Origin of the sequence: Mesobacillus subterraneus (assembly GCF_003937825.1) — a bacterium.
Taxonomy (GTDB): Bacteria; Bacillota; Bacilli; order Bacillales; family Cytobacillaceae; genus Mesobacillus; species Mesobacillus subterraneus.
Map to the genome: position 1 here is coordinate 32,234 of NZ_RSFW01000002.1, position 13,145 is coordinate 45,378.

A 13,145-nucleotide genomic window follows, 5' to 3' on the forward strand; every position below is an offset into this window, starting at 1 on the left:
GAAAAATGAGGAATGTGCTGCAGCCGGTAATTTTCTACTAGCCTTCCTTTCCATGATATATAATCGAATTAATGAGATGAAGTGCTAAAAGCTTTCCAGCCCTGACCGCGAGATGGGAGCAGAAAAGCTTTTAATATAGGATGGGGTGTGAAAGTGGCGTCATTAGAAAAATATCAAAAATCATTATTTGAAAAAATAAAGCAGCAAATGAACACCTGGTTTGATGAACAACCGGATGAGTCTATAGATTTTGAGGATGTGTATCGTTTTTTGCATTCGGTAAAAGGGACAGCGGGAACCATTCAGCTGGGCGGACTTTTCCACGTTTCCTCAGGGCTTCTTGAACGTCTGGAATCAATGGAAGAAAGGAAGTGGGAAAAAGATGACCTGCGGGAATTCCTGTTTGAACTCATAGGACTGAGCTATGAGTATGAGCATTTTCAGGAATCTGATTACAGAAAAAATGAACCTTGCTGCGGTGACTCTCCGTTAATCCAAATTATCGACAAGGATGTATCCATGCTGATTCTTTTGAAGGAAGCCATGGAGGAAATGGGATGGATGGTCGTAGCGAATACGGATCAGGAACAAGCGTTATCCCTGTACTATGACCTGCAGCCTGACTGCTTGGTGATTGGGATCCCAGCTGACGAAGACCTTCAATTATTGGAAACGATCCAGCAGCATAACCATAAACACTTCATTCCGAAGATGATCCTCAGCACCCAAAAGGAACGGGAAACAAGAATCAAAGCGTACAAGATTGGTGCCGATGATTTCATTGAAAAACCGATCGACCTTGAGGAATTCCTGGTCAGAATCAACAGGCAACTGCAAAGAAAGCAGATATTTGACCAATCAGTTCTTGTCGATGAGCTGACACAGGTCTATAATAGAAGATTTTTAACGGATCAAATGGACCGTTTCCTAAAAGAATTCGAACGGACAGGCATCGCTTTTTCTATCGCCATCCTTGACCTTGATCACTTCAAGAAAATAAATGATACATATGGTCATCTCACGGGAGACAGAGTGCTTGAAGCTTTCGCCCTGTTCCTGAAAGAAAATGTCAGGAGCACGGATATCGTCTTCAGATACGGGGGAGAAGAGTTCGTTCTGCTCCTTCCGAGGACGAACGTTCATGAAGCCACAGAGGTGGTAAGGCGCCTGCTTGAAAAATTTTCAAGCATTGCGTTTACCGGCCAGGAGCCGTCCTTCCAAGTCAGTTTTTCCGCTGGTGTATATATGGCTGACAATCCTGCGGAAGGCGGACTTGAGCTTTTGAAAATGGCCGATCAGGCATTGTATGAAGCCAAGGAAAAGGGCCGTGCCAGGGTGGAGAGTGCCAATGAGTCAATGCATCAGGCGAATAAGATCCTGAATGTATCCGTCATAGATGATGACGCCATCATCCGGACTCTGCTCGTCAGGGTGCTGCAAACCATTGATACAGGCAAAGTATTGCTTAATATTGAATCCTATGAAAATGGTGAAAAATTCTTTGCAGACAGCCGTCTGGATGAAAAGGGAAAACATTTCTTGATTCTGGATGGTGTTATGCCTGTCATGGATGGAATCGAGGTGCTGGGCAAAGTGAAAAACTACGCCAATTCCAGTCAGGTACATGTGTTGATGCTTACCGGCAGGAAATCAGAATATGATATTGCCCGAGCCCTTAAGCTTGGGGCGGATGACTATGTGACAAAACCTTTCAGCATTACCGAGCTGCAGGCGAGGATCCAAAGGCTGATTCAGAGGATGTTCTAGATGATCAAAGATGAAATACAGTTTCTTTTAACACTTTTCCTGTTATTATCAGGCAGTCTTCTGTTGCTGCTGTTCTATCTTGTCATCAGAAAAGCGAGGGAGAATAGGCTGAAGAGAAGGGTGGAGGAACAAAAGCAGGCAATAAATGATAAACTGCTCCATTCCATACTGACCGGTGAGGCCTTACGGTCTTTGCAGGCGGATTCAAAGGCTAAGGCTCTTGCGATTGAGCAATTGCTGAGCCACTATGCAGATTTTCTGGAAGGGGAAGCAGAGAAAAAGAACCTGGAAAAGCTCGCGGAAAGTCTGCTGCTCCATCATTACCGCAAAGGATTGCGAAAACCTAAATGGAGTACAAGGATGAATGCGTTATTCTATATAGAGACTTTCAGGATGGCAGCGCTGAAAGAGGAAATCCTGGCCATGCTAAAGCACAAGCGGGTAACAAAAGAAGAACAAGTCAGGGCCCTGACCATATTAGCTGAATTCCAGGCAAAAGAAATGTTCCGTTTATTGATGGACGAATATAAAGACCTTTCTCACCTTGAGTACAGAAATATTCTGTCAAGGGTTGAGGATAGGGGATTTGAGCAATTTTTACTAGGCTATCATTCTTGCCATTCTGAGCTTCAATATGCACTGCTTGATTTGGTTGGACTAAAGAAAAACCTTCAATACTTGCAATTTATTGAATCTGTATTTTCTGCGAGTAATGGTGAAGAAAGAATCCGGGCATTAAAAGCTCTTGCATCGGTCGGTTTTGTTCAAAATATGGAGGTCTACCTGCCATTGCTGAAATCGGCGAACTGGCAAGAAAGGATGCTATCTGCAAGACTTGCTGGAGCGATGAAGTTGGAGCAGGCACTTCCAGATCTTGTCGAGCTTCTTCAGGATTCGTCATGGTGGGTACGCTCACAGGCCGGGCAGTCGATCATGTCCTTTCCCCAAGGCCGGGTGACCCTGGAGAAGGTCATGGCTGAAAGCAATGATACATTCGCCAGGGATATGGCCTGGGAATGGATGAATAAAGGAGTACATCAATCATGAGTCTACAAGACATCGGTATCTTTTTCGCCTGGTTCATAATGGTATATATGATCATCGTTATCTCCTTTTATTCGATTGTTATGCTGATTTCCGTCATTCAGCTGCGAAGAGAATACAAGCTTGATAGAGATAAGTCTTATAGTGATTATGCGGAGGATATCTATACAAAACCCGTGTCAATCATCGTTCCAGCCTATAATGAGGAGGCTGGAGTGATCCATAGCATCCGCTCGCTGCTCAGCATCAATTACCCAGTCTTTGAAATCATTGTTGTCAATGATGGTTCCACCGATCAAACAATGGAAAAGTTGATCCAGCATTATGATATGAAGGAAATCCAGAAAGTAATCCGCAAGCAGGTAGATTCAAAGCCGATCAAAAAAGTCTATCAATCGCAGATACTGCCATCCCTGTTCCTGATCGATAAAGAAAATGGCGGGAAGGCAGATGCCCTGAATGCAGGGCTTAATTTCTCACATTATCCTTATGTCTGTTCTTTGGATGGTGATTCGGTCCTTGAAAGAGATGCCTTCCTCAAGGTGATGAAGCCGATCATTGACTCAAATGAGGAAGTGATCGCATCAGGAGGGAGTATCAGAATTGCCAATGGATGTGAAATCCGAAATGGCGAAGTTCTTACAATCGGTCTGTCTAAGAACCCGCTGGTCATCTTGCAGGTCATTGAATATTTGAGGGCTTTCCTGATGGGACGGATTGGCCTTAGCAGGCATAATTTGCTTCTCATCATCTCAGGAGCCTTCGGGGTTTTTTCCAAGCAGTGGGTGGTTCAGGCCGGCGGATACAGGACCGATACGGTCGGAGAAGATATGGAGCTGGTCGTCCGTATTCACAGGCTCCTTAAAGAAAAGGGCATGAAAAAGCGAATCGTGTATGTTCCTGATCCAGTATGCTGGACAGAGGTGCCAGAGAGCATGAAATACTTGAAAAGGCAGAGGAGGCGCTGGCATAGAGGACTGTTTGAAAGTCTGTGGAGCCACCGGAAGCTTACATTCAATCCGAAGTATGGTCCAATAGGCTTCATATCCTTTCCTTATTTTTGGATTGTCGAATTCTTCGGTCCGATTGTTGAACTGTCAGGCTATCTGTATGTCATCTTCTCATTATTTGCGGGCGGCATCTATCTCGAATTTGCAATTTTAATCTTTTTTTTATCCTGCCTTTACGGCTCGCTCTTCTCAGCCTTCGCCATTCTGCTGGAGGAGTGGAGTCTTCGCAAGTATCCAAAAATCACTGATTTGCTCAAGCTGTTTTTTTACTCGCTGACTGAGACAATGTGGTATCGGCCGCTTACTGTCTTTTGGCGCTGTCAGGGAATCTGGCAGATGGTCAAGGGCGAGACCGGCTGGGGTGAAATGAAACGAAAAGGTGTATCTCAATGAAATCATATTTTGCTAAAAACCCCCAGATGGGTGTCCTGCTATTTGTCACCATGGTGGTTGCCACCCTGTCGAGTCCTTTCTGGCTATGGCAGATGAAGCCTGAGAAAAAGCTTGATATCCTGATTGTTGACAAGACGGTCCCTGACCAAAGTTATCGTGAGCATAAGGGGCTTACCTGGATTTTAAATAATGAAAAATATAGAAAGGCAGATGGAGGGAATTATTCTGCTGACAATGATTATGTCGGCTTTAAACCTAAAGCCCAAGAGTCCTATTCCACAAAAGATCTGCCAAAACAATTAGAGAAATACAAAGTCATTTATCTCGCCGACCTTTACGGGGTTTATGAGGATGAATTTTATCGTAGCCGGGCAGATGATGAGAAATCCAGCCTATTGTATGGCGGCCTCCTCCAGGAAGATATCAATCGATTGAAAGCAGGGCTGGAAAAAGGGGGCAAAACATTAATTGCAGAATTTAATACATTCGGCAGCCCGACAGAAGAGTCAGTCAGCAAACAAATGACTGACATTCTGAATATAGAATGGAGCGGCTGGACTGGACGTTATTTTGCTGATCTCGCTGGAACGGAAGTACCGTCCTGGATTACAGATGAATATTCTTCACAATCTGGACCCTGGAGTTTTACTGGAAAGGGCTTTGTTTTCGTTAATAAAAAGAATAGGATTATTGTCTTGAATGAGGAGGAGCTTTCTGGAAAGGGACTTGATTTTATCCTTACTGATCGGGGAAATAGATTCTTTGAAAAGGAGCTGGATTCTCAATATCGCTATTGGTTCGATATTATCCAGCCGAAGAACGAGCATGAAGTTCTGGCTTTTTACAGTATCCCTGCTAGCCAAGACGGTCTTGAACAATTGGCACAATACGGAATACCAGCAACATTCCCTGCGGTTGTTCATCACGAAAATGATCATTATTCTTCCTATTATTTTGCCGGGGATTTCGCTGATGAAGCGGAGGTCCCAGGAATCTACCAAACTGTTGGGATGACCTCATGGAGAAAGGCAGCTCTGGCGGACAAATCATTCTATTGGTCAACCTATGTGCCAATGTTGAAGGAAATTCTAGAAGATGTAAGATGAGGCATTGACTATAACCTAAATAAGAATCATCTGTAGCCGATATAACTATCACAAAATAGTAGAATATATGATTTATTTAGTTATTTTTGGCAATCAGTTATACGTAATCCAATTGGAGCAAGGGGGGCAACCAGTGAGAAGGATTTTGCTGGCAGAGGATGAAGAAATTTTAAGAATGCTGATCGTCGATACTCTGGAGGAAGAGGAATATCACGTCGATGAGGCAGCAGACGGTCAAGAAGCGCTGGATTCCCTTGCGGATGTAAAATATGACCTGGTGATCATCGATTATATGATGCCGACCTATTCAGGGCTCGAGGTCATTGCTGAAATACGTAAAGGTGGCTTGAACACGGATGTCCCAATCCTGATGCTTTCAGCCAAAAGCCAGCTGACAGAGCAAGAAAGGGCAATGGCGGCGGGTGCCGATTATTTCATCGCCAAGCCTTTCAGCCCGCACGATTTATTGCAAAAAGTGAGAGAGATCCTAGATGACGAAAATATCATTCAATAAGCACAGTATAGTGCGCCGCTACATTTACTTGATGAGCATATTCATTGCCGCATTCCTGGCATTGGCCGCTATTCTCTTATATTCCTTTCAAGAGCTGAATGAAGGGTACACATCCAAGAACAGAGAGCTGGAAGATAAAGAGCGGCTTGTACAGGAAATGAATGAAGCATTTACCGAGGCATTCATGGATGTTCGTGGTTATATTGCCTATGGAAATATGGAATTGAAAGAGAAGGCTCTTAATAAGGAGAACGAAATAAGGACTCTTACCGAACGCCTCAGGAAGATCGCAAGTGAGGAGCAGGACCAAAAAGTCCTAGATCAAGTCGACCTTTTCACAGAATATTATTTTGTAACAGTACTGCCTGATGCTATTGAAGATTATGAGACAGGAGATATTGATGCAGTCAAGGAAACAGCTAATGGCGGGGCAACAAAAAGAATTGAAAGCATAAAGAATGAAATGAATGACTATAACGACGAAATCAATAATCAAATCGAGGATAACTTCAAGGAATTGATGAAAATCCAATCCTATGTACAGATTGGTTTCGTTTCTTTCATTCTCTTATTCTTGATCGTCCTGCTCAGGATCACCAGACTGATGTTCAGTGAAATAGCCAAACCACTGGCCGGATTCGCTTCAGCAGCAAATGAGATTGCGAGTGGCAAAGAAGCTGTCATTGAAGTGGATGCCGACAGGAATGATGAACTTGGAGTGTTATCTGTGGCATTCAACAGGATGGCTGCGAGTATCCAGGAGAATGAACAAAACCTTCTGGCACAAAATGAAGAACTGGTCGCCCAGCAGGACGAACTGCATGCCCAGCAGGTAGACCTTCAGGAAGCACTTGAAATCGTCAAAGCAAGTGAGCAGAAGCTTAACAGCCGCAATGAACTCATCAACAAAATTGCGAATTCCCTCGATCAGCAGGAGGTCCTGGAGAGCACAATTGTGAATATGTGCCCGATTATCGGAGCGGAAAAAGGAATCATTGCCTTCGTTCATGAGGACTCCTACGCGTCATATGGCATTTCACCTGAAGGGGTGAAGCAGTTCAGGAACAATCTGCTATTCAGCGGAATCGTCGAAAGAATGCAAATGGAGCGGAAACCTTTTTCCATGAAGCGGGAAGCTGCTGAAGAAGAGAAAGGCTTCCATACAGGCAGTTTGGTTTCATATGACTTATTCCTTCCAATCTTTTTATCAGGGAAGAAACTGGTTGCTGTCATGGCATTCAGCCGTTCAGAGGCCCCTTTTGACTCAAAGAAGATGGATGAATACGAGGCCATGGCCAAAAATATCGGAATCGCCCTTGATAAAATCAGCCTGTACCGTAAATCCGAAGAAGCCAGGCGTCTTAACCAGGATATTCTGGATACCATCCAGGAAGGCATTCAGCTAGTCGATACAGATGGAAAGATCCTGCAAGTCAACAAGAAATTCTGTGAACTTTTTGGCTGTCCTGACTTGTTGAAGGAAAGCAGCGGTATTGGCTTTGACGAGTGGATCGGATTGATAAGTGCTTCAATAGCCGGGCCTGCCGAGTTTATTGAATTCCTGAGAAAAGAAGTATTGAATGGTGAAAGAAACGTCTTGAATGAACGCCCTTTTACGTATAAAAATAATGACGGGCAAGTTTTCAAGGTATATTGCGAAGGACTGTTCCATGAAAATACGAAGCTTGGAACGATATTTGTCCACCGTGATATCACGAAGGAATTTGAGGTGGACAGAGTCAAGTCGGAATTTGTCAGCACAGTCAGCCATGAACTGAGGACTCCGCTAGCGAGCATACTTGGCTTTACTGAATTAATGTTAACACGAGAGCTGAAGCCAGACCGCCAGAAAAAATACCTGACAACCATCCACAATGAAGCAGGACGGCTGACAGCTCTCATCAATGATTTCCTTGATATACAACGGATGGAATCAGGGAAGCAGGGCTATGAGCGCAAGCAGGTCGATTTGCTGCCAATCATAAAAAAGGTGATTGACCTGCAAAGAATTCAGACCGATAAGCATGAGTTGATCCTTGAGGTTACCGGCAGTGCTGCAAAAGTTATTGGAGACGCGGAGAAATTGGAACAGGCTATCACCAACCTGGTCCATAACGCCATTAAATATTCGCCCGGGGGAGGCGAGGTCAATATCGGCGTTTCGGAAAGCGGCGAAATGGTGAATATCTCTGTTATAGACAATGGGCTTGGCATACCGTCAGAAGCAATGGATCAAGTGTTTGAGAAGTTCTATCGCGTCGATAATTCTGACCGAAGAACCATCGGAGGCACAGGGCTGGGCCTTGCCATCGTAAAAGAAATCATCCAGTATCATCAAGGCGAGATCACAGTCGACTCGCTCTATGGCAGTGGAAGTACCTTTACCATTTCATTGCCGGTTCAGACAGAAGACACACAATAGGAAATAAAGGCGGCCATTAAAGCCGCCTTTTTTCACTATAGTGGCAATGCAGGGCCAAACAGATTGTTGGATGATGCTTGTTTGTTGGCGGTATAATACTGCTAACAGTATTCAGCATAGGAGGCAAAACGTATGGCACAGAATTCGTTAACCCTGTATACCAGACCAATGTGAACAGACTGCCAGGAAGCGAAGGAGTTTCTTTCGCAAAAAAATATTTCGTACGAAGAAATCAATGTGCAGGGTGATCCAGAGAAGGAGAAACAGCTCAAGGAAGTAAGCGGCACCGCCATCGTACCAGCATTTATTTTTACATCCACAAAGCTTTTGTTCCTTAAACAGAAAAAAGTCCTGATCGGATTTGAAAATAACAGAAGTGAAATCAAAAAGCTTGTCGAAAGTCTCACTTGAAGGAAAAAAGCCATCGGCCAGATGGCTTTTTGCGTTTTCAAGTTCGAAAAGAAATTATTTCTTGAATTAACGACAACCTTCATCAGGGAAAAGATACGAATTACTCTGGAGACCCACCTAATCATTACGGTTTTAAGGATAATTACGATGGTTTTTGGCATAATCATGACGATTTAGGCTCTCATCACTAAGATTTTTAGAAAATGACTACGGATTAATCTATTTTAACTACGATCTTTGGCAGTATCACTACGATACACCCCATTATCACACCGATTTTTGGCATTATCACTACGATATACCCCCTTTTCACTACGGTTTTGGGCATAACCACTACGAATTACCTAATTATCACTACGATTTAACTCCTTTTCACTACGAAAAACGCCATTATCACTACTTTTTCCATTAAATGGTTTATAGGCAGCGCCGATCCCAAATGTTTCCTTAAGAAAATTTTTATTGCCGACATCGAACAAACCTGCAATGCATAACTTATAATAAATTACTCTTTTGGAGAGGAGAGTGTAATTGTAATCCCGAGTTGACTTATCAGAATACATGTATTATAGTATTTCAGAATGATATATTAGGAGGGAAAATAGGTGACCACTGGAATTGTTATTTTAAATATTGCCATTATGCTGGGCATCATTGCCGGACTTTTTTATTTACAGAAGAAACATGTGTCCTTCTCTAAACGTGTATTCATTGCGCTGGGAGTCGGAATTGTCTTCGGTTTCGCTTTGCAATACGCTTATGGAGCCGGCTCTGAAGTCATTACTAAAAGTACAGACTGGTATTCAATTGTAGGAAGCGGCTATGTAAAATTCCTGCAAATGATCGTTATGCCGCTTGTATTCATTTCCATTCTTACCGCTTTTACAAAATTAAAGCTGACAAACAATATTGGTAAGATCAGTACGCTGATTCTCGGCTTGCTGGTCGGGACAACAGCAGTTGCGGCTGCTGTCGGGATTGCGACTGCAGTCGGATTCGATCTCGAGGCAGTGCAAATCACGCAGGGTGAGGCGGAACAGGCCCGAGCAGAAAAACTCGAAGAAACGTATGGCGGAATTGAAGGCCGTACAATGCCCCAGCAGATTCTTGACCTGCTGCCAGCGAATCCTTTCCTTGATTTCACAGGAGCACGCCCGACTTCAACAATCTCTGTTGTCATTTTCGCCGCATTCCTGGGAATCGCTTATCTTGGTGTCAGGAGGAAATCTCCTGAACAGGCAGAGCTGTTTGCTAAAATAATTGACGCTTTCTATGCGATCATCATGCGAGTCGTGACGCTGATTCTTCGCCTGACTCCATATGGTGTACTTGCGATCATGACCAAGACAGTCGCATTGAGCGATTTCGATGCGATCCTGAAACTCGGAAAATTCGTAGCAGCATCTTATGTAGCACTCGCGATCATGTTCGTAATCCACTTGCTATTATTGACTCTCGCGGGATTGAACCCGATCACTTATATTAAAAAGGCATTCCCGGTTCTTGCATTTGCCTTCACTTCAAGAACGAGTGCCGGAGCATTGCCGCTTAATATCAAAACACAGCGTTCCCTTGGTGTACCGGAAGGCATTGCAAACTTTGCTGGTTCATTCGGACTTTCCATCGGCCAGAACGGCTGTGCCGGGATTTATCCAGCGATGCTTGCTGTCATGATTGCTCCGACAGTCGGTATCAATCCATTATCACCATCATTCATCGCAACCGTGATTGCGATCGTAGCCATCAGTTCATTCGGTGTTGCCGGTGTCGGCGGCGGTGCAACCTTTGCCGCATTGCTCGTCCTGTCAGCGCTGAACCTGCCAATCGCGCTTGCCGGGTTGCTGATTTCAATCGAGCCTTTGATTGACATGGGACGTACAGCCGTGAATGTCAGCGGATCCATGACTTCCGGTATCTTAACAAGCAGGATCACGAAAGAAATCGATTCATCCGTCTACACAGATATGAATCAGAAAATCGAAGCGGAAGCATAAAAAGGAAGCCAGCCAAAATCACTTTTGGCTGGCTTTTTTAGGGTTGTTTTTGGAACTCCCATAGGCTCATTGCAACATAGAGGTTAAGAATCAGTTACATAAGGGGACGAGTCCTTACGAAAATCCTGTTCATCACGACGAAATAGCCACGAATCTTTATCTAAAATCATGCTCCTCACTACGAAATCGGCAGGATCACTTCGAAAATCATGCTCCTCACTACGGAATCGGCAGGAATCATTACGAAAATGATCCCCAACACTACGAAATTGCCAGGAATCCCTACGGAAATCATGTTTATCACTACGAAATCGCATTAATGCACTACGAAATCGCAATAATTCACTACGAAAAATGGCATTTTCACTACGATTTCAGCCTTCATCACTACTTTTTCTATATATTAGGCGTTGATTCGTACCCACACAATAAGACTCTGCCTCTTTCTTTCAAGCCATCCCTTCGCGCTTGATTACACAGATCGAAGTCATGGCTCCGACGCATATGATTGTCAGCAGGGAGTAAGTGAATTTTTCCAATCCGATTACGTTCAATCCTGCTAAAATCACCAGGCCATCGATTGCAAAAATAAGAATGCCGACGTTCACGGAGACGAATTTATGAATCAATTGGGCAAGAAGATCGGTACCGCCTGTGCTTGTTTCATGCCGCAGCATGAGACCGATTCCGCAGCCTACAAGCAATCCTCCGATAATGGCACTTGGCAGTATGCCAAGGCTCCATTCTTTTGCGACGGGTGCGAAAAGGTCGATGAACAAACTTGAAATCATCAATCCATGAAGACTGTGGAAAAAATATCTGCGTTCAAGAAACCATGCGAGAAAATAGAGAGGAATGCTTAAGAACAGGATGGTCAATCCTGTTGGCCAGCCATAAAAATAATGCATGATTAAACCTAGTCCAATCATTCCGCCATCGAGCAGATGATGAGGCACTAGAAAGCCATTTACACCTATTCCCAGCAACAAACTGCCAACCAAAACAGCGAGAACCTTACCTGCCACCATTCATCACCAGCCTTGTCCTTCTTCCACTATTTTTATGAAAAAAGACGAGCAATAGAACAGGGCCAATAAAAAAGAACCCGCTGTGCAGCGGGTCCGGATTTAATGCGGTAAATAAGCTAGCTGGTAAAAGAACAGTACGGCAAAGACGTAGAGTAATGGATGTACCTCGCGCCATCTGCCTTTTACTACTTTAAGCAAAGGATAAGAAATGAAACCTAGCGCAATTCCTGTTGCGATACTGGAAGTCAGCGGCATGCTCAGGATGATCAGGAATGCAGGGAAGGCTTCATCCAGCTGATCCCAAGTGATGTGTGAAATGCTTCCCATCATCAAGCTTCCAACAATGATCAATGCGGGTGCTGTGATTGCTGACAATCCTGAAACCGCACCAACAAGCGGCCCGAAGAAAGCAGCGACAATGAACAGACCTGCAACCGTTAATGAAGTAAGACCTGTACGCCCGCCTGCAGCGACACCAGAGGAAGATTCAATGTAGGCTGTTGTCGGGCTCGTTCCGAACATGGCACCGGCAGCTGTAGCGATTGAATCTGACAGCAAGGCTTCTCTTGCGCGCGGCATTTTATCGCCCTTCATAAGGCCGGCCTGGTGGGCCACGCCAATCATCGTTCCAGTTGTATCAAAGATTGTTACAAGAATGAATGAAAACACGACTGCATATAAGCTGTTCTGGATAACATCCATTAAGGCAGTCCACGGATTCAGTACGATCATGCCTTCAGGCAGGGTCGGCATTGACATTAAGCCTTCTTTGAAGTCGAGCTGTCCAGTAAAGAAAGCGATGACTCCAGTGACGACCATTCCTAAAAACAATGCACCGTTGATATTAAGCATCATAAAAACAAGCGTTACCGCAAGCCCGACTAAAGCAAGCAAGGCGGAAGGCGAGTGCAGGTCGCCTAGAGCAACCAGATTCGTTGGGTGGTCTGTGATGATTCCGGTCAGGCGCAATCCGATAAAGGCGATGAACAAACCAATACCGGCCGTGATGCCATGCTTCAGATTGACTGGAATCGCTTCAATCAATTTTTCACGGAAAGGAGTCAAAGACAGGATGACAAATATTAAACCTGCAATGAAAACAGCGGCAAATGCTGTTTCATAGGTAATGTTCTGGTGATTGCCAACTACCGAGTAGGCAAAGTAAGCGTTGAGCCCCATACCTGGAGCAATCGCGATTGGATAATTAGCGAATAAGCCCATCCATAGCGTACCAATGACAGCTGCGATGATCGTCGCTGTAAAAACCTGTTCGAAAGGGACACCGGCATCAGCCAGGATGATTGGGTTGACGACCACGATATAGACCATAGTGAAAAATGTCGTGATACCGGCCATCATTTCTGTTTTTACATTCGTGTTGTGCTCTTTTAATTTAAACATGAGTTCCTCCAAAAATACGAACGATTTTAAACACAATTTATATAATATTCGTTTA

General features: G+C 44.3%; 9 protein-coding genes and 1 pseudogene. 8 read left to right on the top strand and 2 right to left on the bottom strand.

Annotated features, from left to right (window positions below):
- Nucleotides 1-153: 153 nt before the first annotated feature.
- The 8 genes and pseudogenes from EJA10_RS00635 (at nt 154) to EJA10_RS00670 (ending at nt 10,661) form a co-directional block, all read left to right on the top strand.
- Complete coding sequence (locus EJA10_RS00635) at nt 154-1,767, top strand: GGDEF domain-containing response regulator (protein ID WP_246017631.1); 1,614 nt, start codon at nt 154-156, stop codon at nt 1,765-1,767.
- Nucleotides 1,768-2,814 (top strand): HEAT repeat domain-containing protein, encoded by a 1,047-nt coding sequence (locus EJA10_RS00640; protein ID WP_125478064.1) that lies wholly within the window; start codon nt 1,768-1,770, stop codon nt 2,812-2,814.
- Entirely contained in the window at nt 2,811-4,214 is a 1,404-nt protein-coding gene (locus EJA10_RS00645) for a glycosyltransferase family 2 protein (protein ID WP_125478065.1), read from the top strand. The genes EJA10_RS00640 and EJA10_RS00645 overlap by 4 nt, the downstream gene beginning before the upstream one ends.
- The gene (locus tag EJA10_RS00650; protein WP_125478066.1) at nt 4,211-5,320 is read left to right on the top strand and encodes a hypothetical protein; all 1,110 of its coding nucleotides are present in this window, start codon (nt 4,211-4,213) and stop codon (nt 5,318-5,320) included. The genes EJA10_RS00645 and EJA10_RS00650 overlap by 4 nt, the downstream gene beginning before the upstream one ends.
- Before the next feature lie 133 nt (nt 5,321-5,453).
- On the top strand, nt 5,454-5,834 hold the full coding sequence (locus EJA10_RS00655; RefSeq protein WP_125478067.1) for a response regulator transcription factor: 381 nt from the start codon (nt 5,454-5,456) through the stop codon (nt 5,832-5,834).
- Nucleotides 5,812-8,256 (top strand): ATP-binding protein, encoded by a 2,445-nt coding sequence (locus EJA10_RS00660; RefSeq protein WP_125478068.1) that lies wholly within the window; start codon nt 5,812-5,814, stop codon nt 8,254-8,256. The genes EJA10_RS00655 and EJA10_RS00660 overlap by 23 nt, the downstream gene beginning before the upstream one ends.
- 189 nt (nt 8,257-8,445) lie before the next feature.
- Nucleotides 8,446-8,667 (top strand): annotated as a pseudogene (locus EJA10_RS00665) (glutaredoxin family protein); the annotation flags it as partial.
- A gap of 641 nt (nt 8,668-9,308) precedes the next feature.
- Nucleotides 9,309-10,661, top strand: coding sequence for an L-cystine transporter (locus EJA10_RS00670; protein WP_281274460.1), 1,353 nt, complete (start codon nt 9,309-9,311; stop codon nt 10,659-10,661).
- Between the two features lie 449 nt (nt 10,662-11,110).
- On the opposite strand, the gene EJA10_RS00675 is transcribed toward EJA10_RS00670, so the two are convergent.
- A complete protein-coding gene (locus EJA10_RS00675; RefSeq protein WP_211340513.1) occupies nt 11,111-11,689 on the bottom strand; it encodes a YitT family protein in 579 nt (192 codons plus the stop codon).
- 99 nt (nt 11,690-11,788) lie between these two features.
- The gene (locus tag EJA10_RS00680; protein WP_125478071.1) at nt 11,789-13,090 is read right to left on the bottom strand and encodes an NCS2 family permease; all 1,302 of its coding nucleotides are present in this window, start codon (nt 13,088-13,090) and stop codon (nt 11,789-11,791) included.
- Nucleotides 13,091-13,145 lie beyond the last annotated feature (55 nt).

What these genes read in the sequence shown, in the direction of transcription:
- EJA10_RS00645 (WP_125478065.1), top strand. Translation starts at nt 2,811, where the DNA reads ATGAGTCTACAAGACATCGGTATCTTTTTCGCCTGGTTCATAATGGTA.
- EJA10_RS00640 (WP_125478064.1), top strand. Translation starts at nt 1,768, where the DNA reads ATGATCAAAGATGAAATACAGTTTCTTTTAACACTTTTCCTGTTATTA.
- EJA10_RS00670 (WP_281274460.1), top strand. Translation starts at nt 9,309, where the DNA reads ATGCTGGGCATCATTGCCGGACTTTTTTATTTACAGAAGAAACATGTG.
- EJA10_RS00650 (WP_125478066.1), top strand. Translation starts at nt 4,211, where the DNA reads ATGAAATCATATTTTGCTAAAAACCCCCAGATGGGTGTCCTGCTATTT.
- EJA10_RS00680 (WP_125478071.1), bottom strand. Translation starts at nt 13,090, where the DNA reads ATGTTTAAATTAAAAGAGCACAACACGAATGTAAAAACAGAAATGATG.
- EJA10_RS00660 (WP_125478068.1), top strand. Translation starts at nt 5,812, where the DNA reads ATGACGAAAATATCATTCAATAAGCACAGTATAGTGCGCCGCTACATT.
- EJA10_RS00675 (WP_211340513.1), bottom strand. Translation starts at nt 11,689, where the DNA reads ATGGTGGCAGGTAAGGTTCTCGCTGTTTTGGTTGGCAGTTTGTTGCTG.